This window comes from Sphingomonas sp. Xoc002 (assembly GCF_050408055.1).
In the GTDB taxonomy this organism is placed as follows: Bacteria; Pseudomonadota; Alphaproteobacteria; order Sphingomonadales; family Sphingomonadaceae; genus Sphingomonas; species Sphingomonas yabuuchiae.
In genome coordinates this window covers 2,984,258-3,003,404 of the sequence record NZ_CP191175.1, presented here as the reverse complement: position 1 = coordinate 3,003,404, position 19,147 = coordinate 2,984,258, and the positions used below count along the sequence as shown (strand labels likewise).

Genomic DNA, 19,147 nt, shown 5'->3' with positions numbered 1-19,147 from the left:
CCCCTTCTTGCAGCTCCTAAGCTCGGCCCCAACGCACCATTGCAACCGCGCGCTAATGGGCGTAGCGATCGGCCCCATCATGACATCTTCTGCTCCCATGGCGGTCGTGCTCGTTTCGGGCGGGCTGGACTCGATGATTTCCGCTGCTTCGGCCAAGGCCGCCGGCTATCGCGTGCTTGCGCTTTCGGTGGACTATAACCAGCGCCACAAGGTCGAACTCGCCGCCGCCGCGCGTGTCGCCGAGGCGCTGGGTGCCGAGCGCCACATCGTCCTGCCGCTCGACCTGTCGGCCTTTGGCGGCTCTGCGCTGACCGCCGATATCGATGTGCCCAAGGACGGCGTTCAGCCGGGTATCCCCGTCACCTATGTGCCCGCGCGCAACACGATCTTCCTCAGCCTCGCGCTGGGCTGGGCCGAGGCGGCGGGCGCGCGGGACCTGTTCATCGGCGTGAATGCGCTCGATTATTCGGGCTATCCCGATTGCCGTCCCGAGTTCATCGCCGCCTTCGAGGGGCTGGCCGAGATCGCGACCAAGGCAGGCGTCGAGGGCCAGCCATTCAAGATCCATGCGCCGCTTCAGCACATGACCAAGGCGGATATCGTGCGCGAAGGCACGCGGCTGGGCGTCGATATGGGGATCAGCTGGTCCTGCTACGACCCGACGCCCGAGGGGCTGCATTGCGGCGAATGCGACAGCTGTCGCCTGCGTTCGCGCGGCTTCGAGGAAGCGGGCATCCCCGATCCCACCGCCTATGCGGTCAAGCCGCAGGGCTGAACCGATGAGCTATGCCGTCAAGGAAATGTTCCTGACGCTCCAGGGCGAGGGTGTGCAGGCCGGGCGGCGCGCGGTGTTCGTGCGCTTTGCGGGCTGCAATCTGTGGTCCGGCCGCGAGCAGGATCGGGCGAGCGCGATCTGCCGCTTCTGCGACACCGATTTCGTCGGGGTTGATGGTTTGGGGGGCGGGCGCTTTGCCGATGCGGCGGCATTGGTGGCAGCGGTCGAGGGCTTCTGGGGCGAGTCGCGGGGCGAGCGCTTCGTGGTGCTGACCGGGGGCGAGCCGATGCTCCAGGTCGACGATGCGCTGGTCGACAGCCTGCATGCGGCGGGCTTCTTCATCGCGATCGAAAGCAACGGGACGATCGCAGCGCATCCGGGCATCGACTGGGTGTGCATCAGTCCCAAGGCGGGGTCTGACGTTATCCAGCGTTCGGGCCAGGAGTTGAAGCTGGTCTGGCCGCAGGCGGGAATCGACCCGGCCGAGGTCGAGGGCTGGGATTTCGCGAACCACCTGCTCCAGCCGCTCGACGATCCGCGCGCGGACGAAAACCGGGAGGCGTGCGTCGCCATGGTGATGGAGCGGCCGCGCTGGCGGCTGACGCTCCAGGCGCACAAGATGCTGGGCTTGCGGTAACTCTCATTCCTCCCCTGTAAGGGGAGGGGGACCATGCGCAGCATGGTGGAGGGGTGTCCCGCTATCGAGAGCGCGATACCCCTCCGTCAGGCCTTACGGCCTGCCACCTCCCCTTGCAGGGGAGGAATCGGTTATCAATGAACGAACCGCGCCACGACGTCGCGGTAGCTGCGCGACACCTTCACCTGCGCGCCCGACTCCAGCAGCAGGAAGCATTCGCCATTGGTATGCGGCTTCACCTGCTTGACCAGGTCCAGGTTCACGATGGTCGACCGGTGCACCCGCTGGAACCGCCGCGGATCGAGCCGCTTTTCCAGGTCCTTCATCGTCTCGCGCAGGACCAGCGAATTGTCGCCGGTGTTGATGACCATATAGTCGCCCGCCGCCTCGATCATCTCGATCGTGTCGACATCGACGCGGAAGATCTGGCCGCGATCCTTGATGTTGATGAGCTTTTCGAACCGGCTCGACGCCACTTCGCCGCCCTCGCTCAGGTCGGTCACCGCGTCGGGGGCGTGTTCGGCGAGCACTTCCTTCAGCTTCTCGACCTCACCCGCGCCGCGCTTCTCGTTCAGGCGCTGGCGTACGCGGTCGAGCGTGTCGGCGAGACGCGCTTCCTCGACCGGCTTCATCAGATAGTCGACCGCCTGCGCCTCGAACGCACGCAGCGCGTGGTCGGAATAGGCGGTGACGAAGACGAACAGCGGCGGCTCGACCTCCATCAGGCCCTGGACCACCGAAAAGCCGTCGAAACCGGGCATCTGGATGTCGAGAAAAACGAGGTCGGGTTTGTGCGTCTTGATCGCGCGGATCGCCTCGCGCCCGTTCGAGCAACGCTCGATGATCTCGACGTCGTCGTGCGCCTGGAGCCGAAGCTCCATGCCCTGGATCGCCAGGGGCTCGTCGTCGACGAGGATGGTACGGATGGTCATGCGGCCTCTCTGTTCACATTCTCAAGCTGGAAGGGGATCTCGATCTCCACCGAGAATCCGCCAGCCGGCGCGGAGCGGGATTCGAAACGGTGGTCCGGGCCATAAGCCTGGGCCAGTCGTTCGCGGATATTGGACAGTCCAACGCCGGTCGAAACGCTTGAGGAATGACGGATTTCGTGCAAGCCGGGGCCGGTGTCGGATACGGCGATCCGCACCCGTTGCCCGACCAGTCGCACATCGACGCGGATTTCCGCGCCTTCCTCCTGTGGCGTGACGGCGTATTTGATGGCGTTCTCGACCAGCGGTTGCAGCAGCAGCGAGGGCAGGCGCGCGCGCTCCGCCCGCGGGTCGATCTCGAAACTGGGACGCAGGCGGTCTTCGAAGCGCATCTTTTCGATTTCGAGATAGAGTTTCAGCGTTTCAACCTCTTGCGCCACGGTGACATGCGCGGTCGGCTCATTGGCCAGGGTGTAGCGGAGGAAGGCTGACAGCCGGCTTAACATCGCATTGGCGCGCTCGGTCTGTTTCAGCAGCACCAAAGTCGAGATCGAGTTCAGCGTGTTGAACAGGAAATGCGGGTTCAGCTGATAGCGCAGCATCGCCAGCTGCGCGGTCGAGGCCTGAAGCTCCAGCGCGCGCATCTCGTCGATCTGGCTCTCGACGATCAGATAATAGTTGATCGCGAAATACAACGCCGACCATCCCGCCAGCACAACGAAGGTGATGAACAGATTGCCGATCAGCAGGGTGACGGTGACGCCCGGCTGGGTGGTGGTGATGAACGAAAAGGAAAAGGCGTTGAGCGCGGCGTACAGGAACGTCGCCGCCGCCAGCGTCGCCAGCGTCAGGAACACCCCCATGATACGCGGAATGCGCCGGTAATAGCCGTACAGCGTCGAGAGCAGCAGGGTGATGCAATAGCCCAGGATCGCCTCGATGATCACGGGGATGATCTTCTCCAGCGAAAAGCCGTTGGAGATGCCGACCACGGATCGCAGCACCAGATAGCCCGACCACCCGGCCGCCTGCAGCGTCCAGAAGGCACGCGCCTTGTTCTCGAAAAACGGCCGCACCGACAGGGGATCGGAGGCGGGGGGCGAAGCGGGGGACGTCGCGGCGGGCGAATGACTGGCCATGGCCGGGCGACATCTACACGGCCTGTGGGGGAAGGGCAAAAAAGAAGGGCCGCCCCTCCCGAAGGAAGGACGGCCCCGCAAAGGCATCCGGCCCCAACGCCGGGTTAGGAACTTAGAACTGCGTGTTAAGCGACACGATCAGCGCGCGCGGCGAACCGATCTGCACGAAGGGCAACGACGAGACGACGTTGGCCGTCTGGCCTGCCTGACCCAGACCGCCAACATAGAAGGTGTTGAACACGTTCTGCAGGTTCACCTGGATATAGGTCTTGTCGGTGCCGATGCCGGTCCAACCAAGAGCAATACGGGCGTCGAGATCGACGGTCGTGTAACCCGGAGCATAGGCGCCATAGGTCTGGTACTGAATACCCCGCGTGCCGCTGAACGAAGCCGGGACGTTGGCGACGGTCGGGCAGACATTGTTGATCAGCGCCACGGTGCAGGCGAACTGCGGCAGGTTCTGATCGTTCAGGTAACGACGCCCGGTGCGCTTGGCCTGGACACCCAAATCAACCGGGCCCAGCGTAGCCTGGGCGCGACCGCCGAAGGTGTAGACCGGGGCACCCGACTCCCGCTTGCCGGCGGTCAGCGCATAGACCGGAGCGCCAGCGGCCGAGCAGTTGGTCGTGGTGTTCGCCGCCGTCAGCGTGGTCGGGCAACGGCCCAGCACCACGTCGTTCTTGATCTCCGACTTCAGGTACGACCCGAAGACATAGAGCATCACGTCGTCGACCGGACGATAGGCGATAGAGCCGTCGATGCCGTACTTATCGACGCGGCCCAGGTTGCGATAGATCGTCTGCTGGGTGTCGACGTCATAGGCCGAGGCCAGGCGATTGCTGAACTTGGTGTACCACAGGCCGACTTGCGCCTGAATGCGGTTAGTCGTGTAGCGCGCACCCAGATCGAAATTGTCCGAGAATTCGGGCTTCGGATTGGCCGCTTCAGCGCCTGCGGGATAATACAGCGTCTGATACAGGTTGTCGGTGCCCGGAACCTGGAAGCCGCGCGAATAATTCGCAAAGACCGACGCGCTGTTGTCGAGGCGATAGGTGAAGCCCGCGCTCGGCAGGACGCGGTTGTAGCGCAGGACACGCTGCTGGGGCACCGCATAGCCCGTGACCGTGTTGGTCGCTGCATTGTACGAATACGGGTTCTGAGCCGCATAGGCAGCATTGGCCGCATCGTTGCCGCGACCCAAGCAGTCGACATTGCCGCCACCCGAGGTAACGAAGCAGAAGTTGTTCAGGTCGCGCTTGAACCACGGCGCACGGACACCTGCCTGGATGGTCAAGGCGTCATCAAAGAACTTGCCCGTATACTCGCCCGATACCTGATCCAGGATCGCGAAGGACTGGCGATCGCGCTTCTGCACGGCGAAGCCGTTGGTGGCGAGGATCGGATTGTTGATCGGGAAGACGTCGAAAGGCTGGCCGTTCAGCTGAAGGTAGCCCAGCTCGCCGGTCTGGCGGTGACGCGCATATTCGTGCGTATAGGCGACGCGCAGCGTCTGACCCGGCATGAAGTCGTAACGCAGCGACGAGATCACGCCATAGCGATGCGTGACGGTCTGGCTGGGCGCCAGCAGCGTGACGCCGCCATTGGTCGTGGTGTTGCCGATGGTGGTGGTGCGATCGAGCAGGTCTCCGTCGCCATTCAGATCACGGCCAAAATAATAATTGTTGCCGATAAATCCGTAGAAGGTCTGGCCGTTGCGGGCGGTAAAGGCACCTTCCTGGGCACGTACCGTGCCGCCGCCATTGGCCTTGGTGTACTGATAATACGGGTCGGCCGAGAGGACAAGGTTATCGGCCAGCGTGAAGCGCGAGTTGACGCGGATGTTCGCCGTATTCGACGGGTTGTAACGCTCGTCGAAGCTCGTGCCGCAGCTGTTGGGGACATCGGTGGTACCAGCCGAGGGCGTGTCGATCTGGCAGCGAGCGACATTGTAAGGCAGTTCGTCGCGGCTGTTGGGGAAACGGTTGCTCGAACCCGTGCCCGCGGTGCGGACCGCCCCGGTCACCAGCGTTGGGGCGGCGGCGTTCGGGCCAGTGCCGCCGGTCGAGGTGAAGACATTGGTGTCGTTGCGCAGCGGCGCCGAACCAAAGAAGTTATTACGGTTCTGGTTGTAGTGGCCCGAGATGGCAATGAAGTCGCCGTTGCTGCTGATCGGCTGATAGATCTTGGCATTATACTGCTGCTTGGCGATCTTGCCGTAATTGTTGAACACGACGTCGTTGGTCGCGCTGCTTCCTGCGATCCAAGCCTTGGTGCCCCAAGGAGTGAAGACGCCGGTGTTGACCAGGCCGAACACGCGGAAGAAGCTGTAGTCGCCGACCGAGCCGACCATGCGCGCGCCGAATTTGTCGGAAGGCATCAGGCTGCGATAGTTGACGGTCGAGCCGGTCGCGGCGGCGGTCGGAGAATCGACGTCGGTGGTACCGAGGTTGACGTTGACCTGCTCGATCAGTTCCGGGTCTAGCTGCTGGTTGGAGTAGATCGCATAGTTGCCGGTGTCGTTCAGCGGAATGCCGTCGAAGGTCTGGCTGATGCGGGTCGAGTCGAAACCGCGGATGGTCAGCGTGCCGCCAGCCGAACCGAACGGATCGTTGTTCTGAAAGCTGACGCCCGGCAGGTTGTTGATGATCTCGTTAACGCTCTGGCCCGGCGTCTGGCGGCTGATGAACTGCTGGGTCAGGACAGCCTTGTTACGAGTGGTGTCAACGGTCTTGACGCCGCCGACGCTGTCGTTGCGGCTGCCGGTGACGACAACTTCTTCGGCATCCACCGAGCCGGTCGACTGAGCCGAGGCTGCGGCCGGAATGGCAAGCGCAACGATGGCCGCGCCCAGGAAAAGCGAATTACGCATGAGTTATAGGTCCCCTTTTCGCGCGCGAAGCGGCGCGTTCCGGCCGCTTGTGCGGCTCGGTTGAGCGTGCCCTGCGCTACGAACATTGCCGTTATGTTACAAAGAACGGGGCGGGGACAGGGGGGCTTTCACTCCGTTGGCGGGCGTTGCAGTTTGGCAACGGTTATGGGAGCGATAACAGTCTTATGGCCTTCATTCGACGTCGAAATTCTCGCATCGCTTGAGCGGTTCGGTGGCTTTGGGCGGGGGCGTGAACCCCGCCGGAGCGTAACTAGCGAGACCGGAATCGTGACGGGCGAGTCACGATTCCACCATGCTCAGCTTGCGGCGACCAGATCGTTCCAGGCGGCTTCGTCGATCACCCGGATGCCCAAATCCTGCGCCTTTTTCAGCTTCGATCCGGCGCCCGGCCCGGCGATGACGAGGTCGGTCTTGGCGGAGACCGATCCCGATACGCGCGCGCCCAGCGCTTCGGCCTGCGCCTTGGCCTCGTCGCGCGACAGGGTTTCGAGCGTGCCGGTGAAGACCAGGGTCTTGCCGGTGACCTCCGACTCGCGGGTCTGGTGGACGGTGTCTGCCGGCGTGACCTCGCTCAGGAGGTCGTCGACGACGTCGCGGTTATGCGTCTCGGCAAAGAAGTCGAGCAACGCGTCGGCGACTTCGGGGCCGATCTGGGGCGTGTCGATGGCGGCCACGATGGCGCGCTGGCGGCGAAGCTCGAACTTGCGGTCGGGCTCGCCCAGTGCGGGGACGGTGTCGGCACGCACCTGAAGCGCGGCGTCGATCATCGCGCGGAAGCCCGCCATCGAGACGAAGCGGCGGGCCAGGTCGCGCGCCGTAATCTCACCGACATGGCGGATGCCCAGCGCAAAGAGGAAGCGGTCGAGCGATATGTCGCGCCGCGCGTCGATGGCGGCGAGCAGCTTGTCGACGACCAGTTCCGACATGCGCTCGCGCTGGATCAGCGCCTCGCGATGCTGGTGAAGGCGGAAAATGTCGGCGGGCGAGGCGATCAGGCCGTCGCGGAAGAATTCCTCGACGCGCACCAGCCCCAACCCGGTGATATCGAAGGCGTGACGCGAGACGAAGTGGATCAGGCGTTCCACGCGCTGCGCCGGGCAGATCAGGCCGCCGGTACAGCGGATGACGACCTCGCCCTCCTCGCGCGTCGCCAGGCTGCCGCATTCGGGGCAATGGTCGGGAAAGATGAAGGGTTGGCGCGGCGTCTCGCGGGTCAGGTTCTCGACGATCTGCGGAATCACGTCGCCGGCGCGTTGCAGGACCACGCGGTCGCCGGGGCGGACGCCCAGCCGCTCGATCTCGTCGGCATTGTGCAGCGTGGCGTTGGTCACGACGACCCCGCCAACCGTCACCGGCTCCAGCCGGGCGACGGGGGTCAGGGCACCGGTGCGGCCGACCTGGATATCGATCTTCTCCAGCGTGGTCTGGGCGCGCTCGGCCGGGAATTTGTGCGCGATCGCCCAGCGCGGGGTGCGCCCGACGATCCCCAGTCGCGCCTGCCAGTCGAGCCGGTCGACCTTGTAGACCACGCCGTCGATGTCGAAGGGCAGGTCGGCGCGCTGCGCCTCGATGGTGCGATAGATGGCCAGCGCGGCACCGGCATCGGGCACGCGGGCAAAGGCATCGGCAATGGGAAAGCCCCAGCGGCGCCACGCCTCGACCATGTCGAATTGGGTCTCGACCGGCACCGCGCTTGCCTCGCCCCAGCCATGCGCCAGGAAGCGCAACGGGCGCCCGGCGGTGATCGCGGGGTTCTTCTGGCGCAGCGATCCGGCGGCGGCGTTGCGCGGATTGGCGAACTGGCGGGCTTCCTTGCCCGTTTCGGCGGCTTCCTGCGCCAGCCGGGCATTGAGCGCGGCGAAATCGGCCTTGCTCATATAGACCTCGCCGCGCACCTCGAAGACCTGCGGTGCGTCGTCCGGCAGTGCTTGGGGAATGTCGGCGATGGTGCGGACATTCTCGGTCACGTCCTCGCCAATCGCGCCGTCACCGCGGGTCAGCGCCTGGACCAGCCGCCCGTCGACATAGCGCAGCGAGCAGGAGAGGCCGTCGATCTTGGGCTCGGCGGTCAGGGTGACGGGCTCGTCCTCGGGCAGCTTCAGATAGCGGCGGACACGGCCGACAAATTCCTCGACCTCTTCGTCGGTAAAGGCATTGTCCAAGCTGGTCATCGGCCGGGCGTGCGGCACCTTGGCCAGGTGCGCGGCGGGGGCGGCGCCGACCTGGGTATTGGGCGAGTCGCTGCGGATCAGGTGCGGGAAGGCGGCCTCGATCGCGGTGTTGCGGCGGACCAGCGCGTCATAGTCCGCATCCGAAATCTCGGGCGCATCCTCGGTGTGATAGAGGCGGTTGTGATGGGCGATCTCGCGGGCGAGGCTGTTCAGCTCGGCGGCGGCTTCGAGATCGGTCTGGGGCAGGGTCTGAGGTGCGGTCACGCCGCCCGTGCTAGTCCAGCGGTGACGGCGGGATCAAGCCACTGCGGCCGACCCGTTCACGCAAGTCAGGAAAGTGGGTCCGCCGCGCGGTGATTGTCAGGCCCGTGATCCTGATCCGTCATCAGGCTGCGCGCCTGTTCGATATGGATCGCGACCATCGGCAGGTCGAGCTTGTCCGCCAGCGCGAGACAAGAATGAAGATGGCCGACCAGCACGGTCATATCGTTTGAATCGGCAATCGGAGCGGCAGAGGCCAAATTATTCGACATCCGATAGATCCATCACAATCCGGGGACAGCCCAGCATCCCGTTGGTGATAGAGCATATCAGATATGAAATAACTTCCTAGAAAATTCTGTCAGGATTCCAGCAACCGATCGGCCTGCGCGCGCGCTTCGTCGGTGATGGTGGCGCCGGACAGCATCCGGGCGATTTCCTCGCGGCGTTCCGCGTCGCTCAGGGCGCGAACCCCGGTGCGGGTGACGGTGCCGTCATGGCTCTTGGCGATCAGCAGATGCGCGGCACCACGCGCCGCCACCTGCGGGCTGTGGGTGACGACCAGCAACTGGGTGCGTCCCGCCAGCCGGTGAAGCCGGTCGCCGATGGCAGACGCCACCGCGCCGCCGACGCCGCGATCGATCTCGTCGAAGATCATCGTCGTCGCGCCGCCTTCCTCGGCCAGCGCGACCTTCAGCGCGAGGATGAAGCGCGACAATTCGCCGCCGCTCGCGATCTTCATGAGCGGGGCGAAGGGCGCGCCGGGGTTGGTCGAAATCTCGAACTCCACCCGGTCCTTGCCCGCCGCCGACCAGCCCGAGGGTTCGAGGGCCGCGACGATGGTGCGGAACCGCGCGGCGTCCAGTTTCAGCGGGGCCAGCTCGCTCTTCACCGCCTGGTCCAGCCGTTCGGCGGCGGCCGTGCGGGCGGCGGTGACCTTGGCGGCGGCCTTGTCATAAGCGGCGCGCGCGGTCGCGACCGCCGCTTCCAGCCGGCCGATGCCTTCCTCGCCCGCGTCCAGTCGCTCCAGCCGCCCGCGCAACTGCTCGGTCAGGTCGGCAAGGTCGTCGGGCTGGACGCGGTGCTTGCGTGCCATGCCGCGCAACTCGAACAGCCGGGCTTCGTCCTCTTCCAGCGCCCGCGGATCATAGGCGAGTTCGCGCTGCGCCTCGATCAGCCGCTCCTCGGCCAGCGACGCCTCGATCACCGCGCGGTCGATCGCGGCCAGCGCTTCGGCGAGGGCGGGGTGATCCTCGCCGATCCGCTCCAATACGCGCGCGGCCTGACGAAGGCCCGCCAGCGCACCGTCGGAGCCTTGCAGATGCTCGTCGATCGCACCCAGTTCGCCCGCAATCTTTTCCGACCGCTGCATGGTTCGGCGGCGGTCGGCCAGCGCCTCTTCCTCACCGGGTTCGGGGGCAAGCTTGGTTAGTTCGGCGACCGTATGTTCCAGCCATTCGCGATCGCGCGCCGCCGTCTCGATCTCTTCGCGCGCAGCGGTCAGCGCGGCTTCGGCCTCGCGATAGCGTGCCCAGGCGGCGGCGACCGCGCTCGTGTCGATTCGCCCGAAGCTGTCGAGCATCGTCCGGTGGCCGCGCGGATTCAGCAGGCCGCGATCGTCATGCTGACCGTGGATTTCGACCAGATAGGGCGCGATGTCGCGGAGCAGGGCGGCCGAGGCGGGCTGGCTGTTGACGAAGCCCCGGCTGCCGCCATCGGCCTTCACCTGGCGGCGGACGATCAACGGCTCGCCCGGTTCGATGTCGATACCGGCCTCATCGAGGATGGTGGCGAGGCGGCTGTCGGGGGCAGGGGGCTCGAAGCTGGCGGTGACGATGGCCTGGCCCGCGCCGTGACGGACCAGTCCGCTGTCGCCACGCCCGCCCAGCGCCAGGCCCAGCGCGTCGAGCAGGATCGACTTGCCCGCCCCGGTCTCGCCGGTCAGGACGCCCAGGCCCCGGCCGAAATCCAGGTCCAGAGCCTCGATCAGGACGACATCACGAATGGACAGCGCGGTCAGCATGGCGCGCGATATAAAGCGAAACGGGGGCGGATGTTATCCCCCGCGGCAAAAATGATCCCGATTTGTTCGGGAGCGCATCTATTCCTCCCCTGCAAGGGGAGGTGGCAGGCCGGTAGGCCTGACGGAGGGGTGTCGCCCTCTCGATAGCGGGACACCCCTCCACCAGCTTCGCTGGTCCCCCTCCCCTTGCAGGGGAGGAAAGGGAGATCACCCCGTCGGCGAGCTGTTGTTGCCCGTTGGGGTCGGACGCCCCGGCGCCGCCGCGCTCGGCGTGGCGGTGCTGCCGCCGCCGCCGGGCAGGCCGATATTGACCGAACCCGGCGTGCCGGTCGGCACCACGGGCTGGCCCGGCTGGATCGGGGCGATCGGCTGCACCGGATATTCGCGCATCAGCTTATAGGCGCGGTTATACCAGTCGCTGCCGGGGTAATTGGCGCCCAGCACGGCGGCGGAGCGCTCGGCCTCGGGGCGTACACCCAGCGCCAGATAGGTCTCGACAAGGCGCATCAGCGCCTCGGGTGTGTGGCTGGTGGTCTGGTACTTGTCGACGACGGTGCGGAAACGCATCGACGCGGCCAGCCACTGGTGGCGGTCCTCGTAGAAGCGACCAATCTCCATCTCCTTGCCCGCCAGGTGATCGTTGACCAGATCGACCTTCAGCCGCGCATCGGCGGCATAGCGGCTGTTGGGATAGCGGCGCATCAACTCGCCCAGCGCGTCCAGCGCCTGGCGGGTGATCTTCTGGTCGCGGGTCACGTCCTGGATCTGCTCGTAATAGCCGAGCGCGATCAGATAATAGGCATAGGGCGCATCGCGGTTGCCCGGATGGACCGAGATGAAACGCTGCGCCGACTGGATCGACTGGGTATAGTCGCGGCCCAGATAATAGCTGAACGCGCTCATCAGCTGTGCGCGGCGGGCCCAGATCGAATAGGGGTGCTGACGCTCCACCTCGTCGAACAGCAGCGCCGCCTCCTTGTAGCGATGCTGGTCCAGCCGGTTCTTGGCGGCCGTATACAGCGTGCCGACGTCGCGCGCGACATAAGGCAGGTCGGTGCGGGCACGGTTGCGGGCGCAACCCGCGATCGGAAGGGCCATGGCGGCGATCAGCGCCAGCGACAGCGCACGGGAACGGGGGTAACGCATCGCGCATGTCCTTAGCGCAGCATTGGGGCGGGGAACAGTCCCTCCCGCACGCCGCCCGACGATAGGCCGCAACGAGAGACGACTTGCCATCCTGATAGCGCTCGCGGCATGGGACTTTGACGGGCCGGGCGGCAGGGAACGCCCCCATGGCCCCGACGGTTTTGCCGTCGCCCGATCGGAAGGAATCGAACGACCATGCCCGCCACGATGCTCCACACCCACCGCGTCGAAAAGCCCTGGGGCCGCCACACGCTGTACCCCGGCTTCGAGGACGCCCCGGCCGATGGCACCCCCATCGGCGAGGTGTGGTTCCAGGAGCCGGGCGACACCTCGCCCGACCTGCTCATCAAATATTTGTTCACCAGCGAGAAGCTGTCGGTGCAGGTCCACCCGGACGACGAACAGGCCCAGGCCCGTGGCCTGCCGCGCGGCAAGGACGAATGCTGGACTATCCTGACCGCCGAGCCCGATTCGACCATCGCGCTGGGGCCCAAGGCGCCGATGACCAAGGAACAGCTTCGCGCCGATGCGCGGGACGGCTTGGTCGAGGCGGATCTCGACTGGGTGCCGGTGAAGGAAGGCGACTTCTACTACGCCCCCTCGGGCACGATCCACGCGATCGGGGCCGGGCTGACCGTGATCGAGGTGCAGCAGAACAGCGAAACCACCTATCGCCTCTATGACTATGGCAGTGATCGTGAACTGCATCTGGAGGATGGTGTCGATGTCGCGCACCTGACCCCGTATCAGCCGATCGTCTCGCCGGGACCGGCGGGCGAGGGGCGTGATATCCTGGTCGAAGGGCCGAAATTCGTGCTCGAACGCTGGGCGGCGGGCGAGCATGCGGTGGCTTTGCCCGAGGGGCGAACCGCGTGGCTGATCCCGATCACCGGATCGGGCGAGGTGGCAGGCGTCGCGTTCCAGGCGGGCCAGTGCCTGACCGTGACCGGCGCGGAGACGGTCACGTTGTCGTCGGATGGCGACGCGCTGTTCGCCTATGCGGGCACCCAGCGGCTGTAAGAAGGCCTTCCCTCTCCGGCACGGGGAGCAGTTGAGATCAGGATGACCTCGCGTCGGATCAACGCGAGCCCCTCCCCTTCAGGGGAGGGGATGGGGGTGGGGCGCATCCGCAGGCGTGCCGTTCGTGGTGATGCCCCACCCCAACCCCTCCCCTGAAGGGGAGGGGCTTGCAGCACTGAGACGCGCTGGCATCACATTTTAAAACAACCCCGGCACGTCGCGCTGGGCGACCGAGGGCCGCTCGGGCTGGAGCAGCCTGCGCGGGCCGTCGCCCGCCGCTTGCGCACTCGCGGTCGCGCTGATCGGGGTGCAGCTCTTGCCCTGGAGGAAGTCGAGCGCGGCGCGGGTCGACGCCTCCTGCGGGTCGCCCATCTTGCGGGTCAGGTCGTCGCTGGCGCGACAGCTGGCGGGTACGACGCCGGCCAGGCCGTTATAATAATCGCCCTGCCGGTTCGCATTCTGGATCGACAGGGCGATGACGCGCAGCCGGTCGTCGCACTGCGCATTGTCGCGCGCGATCTGGCCCACCGGCTTGCCATAGGTGTTGGCACCGATCAGCCCGGTATTGCTGCCCATATAGGGCAGGGTGCGGTTCAGGACGAGTTCGCTGGCCGAGGCCGTCCCGCCGGTGCCGATAAAGGCGAGGCGGGTGGGCACGATCGATTCGGGCTGCGGCGCGAAATAGGTCGTCTCGTCGTTCGACGACTTGCTGGGGCGGAAGGCGATATAGCCCATCACGTCCGACGTCTGGCGATTGCCGCCCAGCAGGTTGTTGAACAGGTCGGCGATATCGATGCTGCCGCCGCCATTATAGCGCAGGTCGACGACGACCTGGGTGATGCCCTGTTGCTTGAACGAGGCGAAGGCGGCGCGCAGCTGCGGGTCGGCGGTGCTGATGAAGGTGCGCAGATTGACATAGCCATAGCGCCGGCCGTTGTCGGTGATGATCTGCGTTCCGTAATTGGGCGACACCGGCTGAAGCGTATAGGCCGACTTGGTCAGCGATACGGTGCGTGTCGCGCCCGACGGATCCGCCACGTTGAAGAAGCGCGTCGTACCCGCAGTGTCGGGACCCAGCGCGTTGGACAATCCGTTATTGGGATCGGCGCGGACGATATCCTGGATCGACTGGATGTTCGAGGCGGTCGTGCCGATGCCCAGGATCGTGGTGCCGCGATCGATCCCGGCGGCGAGGGCCGCGCCGCTTTCGAACGACTCGGCGATCATCAGCTTGGACTGGGTCGAGTCCGCGGTCAGACGAAAGCCGAAGCCTGCCGAAGCACCCGAGCTGTAATACGCATTCTCCTCTTTGATCGAGGTGATGTAGGTGAAGTAACGATCCTTGCGCTGCGCCCGCGCGGTCGCGGTCAGTGCGTCGATATAGTCGCTGACCGTTGTATAAGGCGTCGGATCGAGCGAGGCGGGCAGGGTATCCGGGAAGAGATACCATTCGTTCATCTGGGCCGAGACCCAGTTCTGTCGGTTGCGCAGCGAACAGCTGCTGTCCACCGTGCCGGTCGCCGTCCCGCCGCCCGAGCCCCCGCTATTCGATCCGATCGCGCTGCTGCTGCCACCGCCGCCATCGCCACAACCCGCCAAGGTCGCTGCCAGAGCCAGCAGCGTACCCAAACGTCCGAATCGGCTCATCGAAACCCCCACCCGCAAAAGCTATCAAGGGGATAGCTTATCATCACAATTGTGTCAGGATCGATCTGTCGGGTTGATGAATGGCCTGTATCTTGGCGGTCATATTTATGATCTTGTAAACCGAAGCCGTGGTTCAGGCGGATGACGTCGGCGACAAAATACCGATAGGCGGCGTCTTATTGCCTCGACAGGAGTATGAGGTCTCATGCTGAACGTGCTGACCCTGTCGAGCCTGTTTCCCGATGCGACGCGGCCGAATTTCGGAATCTTCGTCGAACGCCAGACCGCCGCGCTGGCGATGCGGCCCGGTATCGCCGTCCGGGTGGTCGCGCCGATCGGCTTGCCGGTCTGGCCGCTGGCGCGCTCGGCGCGGTTTCGGGCGCAAGCGGCGCTGCCCTTGCGCGAGGAATGGGCGGGACTGGATGTCAGCCGCCCGCGCTTCCTGACGATCCCCGGCACCGCCGGGCGCTTCCATGTGCCCGCCCTGGTGCGCGCGCTGGCCCCGGTGCTCGACCGGCTGCGGGACGAGGCGCGGTTCGACGTGATCGACGCGTCCTTCTTCTTTCCCGATGGCCCGGCAGCGGTCGCGCTGGGGCGGCGTTACGGCGTGCCCGTCTCGATCAAGGCGCGGGGGGCGGATATCCATCTTTGGGGGCATGCCCCCGCCACGCGGCACCAGATCGCGCGCGCCGCGATGCGCGCCGATGGCCTGCTGGCGGTCAGCGATGCGATGGCCGACGACGTGGCGGCGCTCGGCGTCTCGCGTCACCGGATCCGCGTCCACCATACCGGCGTCGACCAGAGCCGCTTCCAGCCGATCGACCGTGAAGCCGCCAAACAGGCGCTGGGCGTGACCGGGCCGCTGGTCGTGTCGCTGGGCGCGCTGATCCCGCGAAAAGGGCATGGTGTGGTGATCGATGCCGTGGCGCGATTGCCCGGTGTCACGCTGATGATCGTGGGGGAGGGGGCGGAGCGCGCCGCCCTGACCGCACGGGCCGAGCGGGCGGGCGTCGCCGACCGAGTGCGGTTGATCGGTGCGATACCGCATGCCGAACTGCCGCCCTTGCTGGGGGCAGCGGATGTCATGGCGCTGGCCTCTGCGTCGGAGGGGCTGGCCAATGCCTGGGTCGAGTCGCTGGCCTGCGGGACGCCGGTGGTCATCACGCCGGCGGGCGGGGCGGAGGATGTCGTGACGAGCCGGGTGGCGGGACGGATCGCCCAGGCCGATCCGGACGAGTTCGCCGCCGCGATCCGTGACGTGCTGGAGCAGGCGGCGGACCCCTGGGCGGTGCGCGCGGCGGTGCGGGACTTTACCTGGCCCGCCAATGCCGCCGGGTTGCATTCGCATCTGGCGGAGCTGGTCGCGCGGGGGCGGTAGGGACAACAATTCCTCCCCTGCAAGGGGAGGGGGACCAGCGAAGCTGGTGGAGGAGTGTCCCCGCTGGCCGTGATACCCCTCCGTCAGGGCTTCGCCCTGCCATCTCCCCTTGCAGGGGAGGAATGGACGCGGATCAGGCGTCGAGCGGGTAGAGGGCTGCGCAGATCTTGCGGCCTTCGCTGCGCAACACGCCCCAGGCACGGGCAGCGGCGCGGCTGTCCATGATCTCGACGCCGACCCCACGCGCTTCCAGCGCGGCGACGAACGCGGCGGGCGCCCGACGCAGGTTCGCGCCGGTGCCGAGCAACAGGAATTCCGGCCCCTCATCGACCAGCGCGGCGACCGCTTCCGGCGTCAGCGCTTCGAAGGGCGGCGGGCTCCAGGGCTCGTGCCAGTCCGGCGAGAGGAGCAGCGCAGGGTAAGCGATCTCGCCCACCCGAAAGCCCGTGGCGGCAAAGCCACGGACGATCGGGCCGGGCGCGGTCGGATCGCGCGTGATGCGGATCGAATCGCTCATTCCCGTTCGCTCAGCTCTCGCGCGGGGTGATGCGCTCGGCGTCGGCCACCTTGCGCTTGTCGGTGGTGCCCGGCTTCTCACGGTTCGGCTCGGCGCGCAGGCCCAGCGTGATCAGCAGCGAGGACGAGACGTAGATCGACGAATAGGTGCCGACCACGATGCCCAGGATCATCGCCGCGGTGAAGCCGCGCAGCACATGGCCGCCCAGCAGCAGCAGCGCGACCAGCGCCAGCAGGATCGTGACCGAGGTCATGACCGTGCGCGGCAGCGTCTCGTTCACCGACAGGTTGATGATCTCGCGCATGTCCATCTTGCGATAGCGGCGCATATTCTCGCGGATACGGTCGTCGATGACGATCTTGTCGTTGATCGAATAGCCGATGATGGTCAGGAACGCCGCGATGATGGTCAGGTCCAGCTCGAACTGGGTGATCGCGAAGAAGCCCAGCGTGACGAGAAGGTCGTGGACGATGGCGACGATGGTCGACACGCCGAACTGCCATTCGAAGCGGAAGATGGCGAACAGGCCGATGCCCAGGATCGCCAGGACGACCGCCAGCACGCCGTGCTTGATCAGCTCGCCCGACACCTTGCCCGACACCGTGTCGTAACGGCTGAAGGCCGCGCCGGGGAATTGCTGGCCCAGAGCGGCTTCCACCTTGCGGACGACGGCGTTGGTCGCGCCTTCGTCATTGGACTTCGGGACCGGCAGGCGGATGCTGATGGTGCGGCCGTCGCCGACCGTCTGGATATTGGCTTCGCCCACGCCCAGGCCATCGACGACCGAGCGGACCCGATCGGCCGAAGGCGGGGAGGGGAATTTTTCCTCGATCATCAGGCCGCCGACAAAGTCGACGCCCAGATTGAGGCCCTTGGCGAACGTCACGCCGACCGCCAGCAGGGTGAGCGCGAGCGTCAGCCCGAACGCCCAGCCGCGCAGGCGGACAAAGTCGATGTTCGTGTTGTCGGGGACGAGTTTCAGGAGGCGCATGATCTGTTCTCCTGCCTCAAATATTGATGGTCTTGGGCTTTTCGCGGCGCAACCAGAGCGCCACGAGCATCCGCGTGAAGGTAACGGCGGTGAACACGCTGGTCACGATGCCGATCAGCAGCACGACCGCGAAGCCCTTCACCGGGCCCGAGCCGAGCACGAGCATGATGACGCCCGAGATCGCGTGGGTCACGTTCGCCTCGAAGATCGTTCGGCTGGCTTCCTTATACCCCAACTCGACCGACTGGACGACATTGCGTCCGCGCCGTCGTTCCTCGCGAATGCGCTCGTTGATCAGCACGTTGGCGTCGACCGCGGTGCCGATGGTCAGGATGAAGCCCGCGATACCCGGCAGGGTCAGCGTCGCGTTCAGCATCGCCATGACGGCCAGGATGACCAGCACGTTGATGACGACGGCGATGTTCGCATAGATGCCGAACCGGCCATAGGTGACGGTCATGAAGATGATGACCGCAACCGCCGCGATCGCCGACGCCAGGATACCTGCGCGAATCGAATCGGCGCCCAGGTCGGGGCCGACGGTGCGTTCCTCGACCACCTTCAGGTCGATCGGCAGCTTGCCCGAGCGCAGCGAGATCGCCAGCTGGTTGGCGGTGTCGACGGTGAAGTTGCCGCTGATCGAGGCACGACCGCCCAGGATCGGCTCGTTGATGTTGGGGGCCGACAGCACCTGACCGTCGAGGATGATGGCAAAGGGCTTGCCGGTGTTCTCCTGGGTGATCCGCGCGAACTTGCGGCCGCCCTGTGCGTCGAAGGTGATCGCCACCTGCGGCGCGTTGGTCTGCTGGTCGAAGGCCTGTTGCGCGTCGATCAGCTGGTCGCCCGAGATGATGACCGGCCGCTTGACCGCGATCACCGGCGCACCCAGCGGATTGCCCGGATAGGGCAGGACCTGGCTGCCCGCGGGCGCATTGCCCTTGGCCACCTCGACCGGGTTGGCCGTGGTGTCGACCAGCTTGAATTCCAGCTTGGCGGTCTTGCCGATCAGGTCCTTGAGCTGTTGCGGATCCTGCAGGCCGGGCACCTGCACCACGATGCGGTTGCTGCCCTGTTGCAGGATCGTCGGTTCCTTGGTGCCCAGCGCGTCGATACGGCGACGCACGACCTCGGTCGCGGTCTTCATGGCGGTGTCGACCGCCTGGGTCAGGCCCGCCTGGGTCGGCTTCAGCACGAAGCGCGAGGTGTCGACGACCTGGATGTCCCATTCGCGCTGGCCGGTCATGCCCGCCCCGCCGCCGGTGATCGACAGCAGCCGCTCGCGCGCCGCGTCGACCTGGGCCGGATCGCGCAGCATGAAGCTGAGCTGTCCGCCGCGCACCGAGATGTCACCGATATCGATCCGCGGATTGCCGCGCCGCATCTCGGCCGCGACCTGGTCGCGCATCGTCTCCAGCCGGGTATTGGCCAGATCGCCGGTGTCCGCCTCCAGCAGCAGATAGCTGCCGCCCGCCAGATCGAGGCCCTTGTTCACGCGGGGATGCGGGATCGCCCCCCAGCTGTTCGTGACGCTCTCAGGCAGAAAGCTCGGGATCGCCAGCAGGCACAAAGCGGCCAGCAATGCGACGATGGAAGCGACCTTCCAGCGGGGGAAATCCAGCATCG

The 19,147-nt window shown here is 66.0% G+C and carries 15 protein-coding genes; 4 read left to right on the top strand and 11 right to left on the bottom strand.

The window, feature by feature from the left end; translation table 11 throughout:
- Positions 1-79: 79 nt before the first annotated feature.
- Positions 80-775, top strand: a complete 696-nt coding sequence (gene queC, locus ACQR50_RS13680) for a 7-cyano-7-deazaguanine synthase QueC (protein WP_058746824.1) — start codon at positions 80-82, stop codon at positions 773-775.
- Positions 776-779: 4 nt separating this feature from the next.
- Positions 780-1,412, top strand: coding sequence for a 7-carboxy-7-deazaguanine synthase (queE, locus tag ACQR50_RS13675; protein ID WP_428968736.1), 633 nt, complete (start codon positions 780-782; stop codon positions 1,410-1,412).
- A 134-nt stretch (positions 1,413-1,546) separates the two neighbouring features.
- Here the strand turns inward: queE and ACQR50_RS13670 are convergent, their stop codons facing one another.
- From ACQR50_RS13670 to ACQR50_RS13640, 7 genes are all read right to left on the bottom strand, one after another.
- On the bottom strand, positions 1,547-2,344 hold the full coding sequence (locus ACQR50_RS13670; protein ID WP_056431755.1) for a LytR/AlgR family response regulator transcription factor: 798 nt from the start codon (positions 2,342-2,344) through the stop codon (positions 1,547-1,549).
- Positions 2,341-3,480, bottom strand: a complete 1,140-nt coding sequence (locus ACQR50_RS13665; protein WP_172839688.1) for a sensor histidine kinase — start codon at positions 3,478-3,480, stop codon at positions 2,341-2,343. Before ACQR50_RS13665 ends, ACQR50_RS13670 begins: the two co-directional genes overlap by 4 nt.
- A 112-nt stretch (positions 3,481-3,592) precedes the next feature.
- Entirely contained in the window at positions 3,593-6,349 is a 2,757-nt protein-coding gene (locus ACQR50_RS13660; protein ID WP_428968735.1) for a TonB-dependent receptor, read from the bottom strand.
- 317 nt (positions 6,350-6,666) lie between these two features.
- A complete protein-coding gene (ligA, locus tag ACQR50_RS13655; RefSeq protein ID WP_428968734.1) occupies positions 6,667-8,805 on the bottom strand; it encodes an NAD-dependent DNA ligase LigA in 2,139 nt (712 codons plus the stop codon).
- Between the two features lie 65 nt (positions 8,806-8,870).
- On the bottom strand, positions 8,871-9,026 hold the full coding sequence (locus tag ACQR50_RS13650; protein ID WP_428968733.1) for a hypothetical protein: 156 nt from the start codon (positions 9,024-9,026) through the stop codon (positions 8,871-8,873).
- Between the two features lie 137 nt (positions 9,027-9,163).
- Positions 9,164-10,825 (bottom strand): DNA repair protein RecN, encoded by a 1,662-nt coding sequence (recN, locus tag ACQR50_RS13645; RefSeq protein ID WP_428968732.1) that lies wholly within the window; start codon positions 10,823-10,825, stop codon positions 9,164-9,166.
- A 207-nt stretch (positions 10,826-11,032) separates the two neighbouring features.
- Positions 11,033-11,971, bottom strand: a complete 939-nt coding sequence (locus ACQR50_RS13640; protein ID WP_294310129.1) for an outer membrane protein assembly factor BamD — start codon at positions 11,969-11,971, stop codon at positions 11,033-11,035.
- 195 nt (positions 11,972-12,166) lie between these two features.
- Between ACQR50_RS13640 and ACQR50_RS13635 the strand changes: the two genes are divergently transcribed.
- The gene (locus tag ACQR50_RS13635; RefSeq protein ID WP_428968731.1) at positions 12,167-12,991 is read left to right on the top strand and encodes a phosphoheptose isomerase; all 825 of its coding nucleotides are present in this window, start codon (positions 12,167-12,169) and stop codon (positions 12,989-12,991) included.
- A gap of 198 nt (positions 12,992-13,189) precedes the next feature.
- Here the strand turns inward: ACQR50_RS13635 and ACQR50_RS13630 are convergent, their stop codons facing one another.
- A complete protein-coding gene (locus ACQR50_RS13630) occupies positions 13,190-14,638 on the bottom strand; it encodes a S41 family peptidase (protein WP_428968730.1) in 1,449 nt (482 codons plus the stop codon).
- 205 nt (positions 14,639-14,843) lie between these two features.
- Here ACQR50_RS13630 and ACQR50_RS13625 point away from each other — a divergent pair, with 205 nt between their 5' ends.
- The gene (locus ACQR50_RS13625) at positions 14,844-16,016 is read left to right on the top strand and encodes a glycosyltransferase (protein WP_428968729.1); all 1,173 of its coding nucleotides are present in this window, start codon (positions 14,844-14,846) and stop codon (positions 16,014-16,016) included.
- Between the two features lie 133 nt (positions 16,017-16,149).
- Here the strand turns inward: ACQR50_RS13625 and ACQR50_RS13620 are convergent, their stop codons facing one another.
- The 3 genes from ACQR50_RS13620 to secD are packed head-to-tail and all read right to left on the bottom strand — an operon-like array spanning position 16,150 to position 19,145.
- Positions 16,150-16,533, bottom strand: a complete 384-nt coding sequence (locus ACQR50_RS13620; RefSeq protein ID WP_076717249.1) for an Mth938-like domain-containing protein — start codon at positions 16,531-16,533, stop codon at positions 16,150-16,152.
- A gap of 10 nt (positions 16,534-16,543) precedes the next feature.
- Positions 16,544-17,524: a protein translocase subunit SecF gene (gene secF / locus ACQR50_RS13615; protein ID WP_428968728.1), complete on the bottom strand. Its 981-nt coding sequence runs from the start codon at positions 17,522-17,524 to the stop codon at positions 16,544-16,546.
- Between the two features lie 16 nt (positions 17,525-17,540).
- On the bottom strand, positions 17,541-19,145 hold the full coding sequence (secD, locus tag ACQR50_RS13610) for a protein translocase subunit SecD (protein ID WP_428968727.1): 1,605 nt from the start codon (positions 19,143-19,145) through the stop codon (positions 17,541-17,543).
- Between the last annotated feature and the right edge of the window lie 2 nt (positions 19,146-19,147).

Excerpts from the sequence above, each read along its gene's own strand:
- queC (WP_058746824.1), top strand. The coding sequence starts at position 80 with ATGACATCTTCTGCTCCCATGGCGGTCGTGCTCGTTTCGGGCGGGCTG.
- queE (WP_428968736.1), top strand. The coding sequence starts at position 780 with ATGAGCTATGCCGTCAAGGAAATGTTCCTGACGCTCCAGGGCGAGGGT.
- ACQR50_RS13670 (WP_056431755.1), bottom strand. The coding sequence starts at position 2,344 with ATGACCATCCGTACCATCCTCGTCGACGACGAGCCCCTGGCGATCCAG.
- ACQR50_RS13665 (WP_172839688.1), bottom strand. The coding sequence starts at position 3,480 with ATGGCCAGTCATTCGCCCGCCGCGACGTCCCCCGCTTCGCCCCCCGCC.
- ACQR50_RS13660 (WP_428968735.1), bottom strand. The coding sequence starts at position 6,349 with ATGCGTAATTCGCTTTTCCTGGGCGCGGCCATCGTTGCGCTTGCCATT.
- ACQR50_RS13650 (WP_428968733.1), bottom strand. The coding sequence starts at position 9,026 with ATGACCGTGCTGGTCGGCCATCTTCATTCTTGTCTCGCGCTGGCGGAC.
- recN (WP_428968732.1), bottom strand. The coding sequence starts at position 10,825 with ATGCTGACCGCGCTGTCCATTCGTGATGTCGTCCTGATCGAGGCTCTG.
- ACQR50_RS13640 (WP_294310129.1), bottom strand. The coding sequence starts at position 11,971 with ATGCGTTACCCCCGTTCCCGTGCGCTGTCGCTGGCGCTGATCGCCGCC.
- ACQR50_RS13635 (WP_428968731.1), top strand. The coding sequence starts at position 12,167 with ATGCCCGCCACGATGCTCCACACCCACCGCGTCGAAAAGCCCTGGGGC.
- ACQR50_RS13630 (WP_428968730.1), bottom strand. The coding sequence starts at position 14,638 with ATGAGCCGATTCGGACGTTTGGGTACGCTGCTGGCTCTGGCAGCGACC.
- ACQR50_RS13625 (WP_428968729.1), top strand. The coding sequence starts at position 14,844 with ATGCTGAACGTGCTGACCCTGTCGAGCCTGTTTCCCGATGCGACGCGG.
- ACQR50_RS13620 (WP_076717249.1), bottom strand. The coding sequence starts at position 16,533 with ATGAGCGATTCGATCCGCATCACGCGCGATCCGACCGCGCCCGGCCCG.
- secF (WP_428968728.1), bottom strand. The coding sequence starts at position 17,524 with ATGCGCCTCCTGAAACTCGTCCCCGACAACACGAACATCGACTTTGTC.
- secD (WP_428968727.1), bottom strand. The coding sequence starts at position 19,145 with ATGCTGGATTTCCCCCGCTGGAAGGTCGCTTCCATCGTCGCATTGCTG.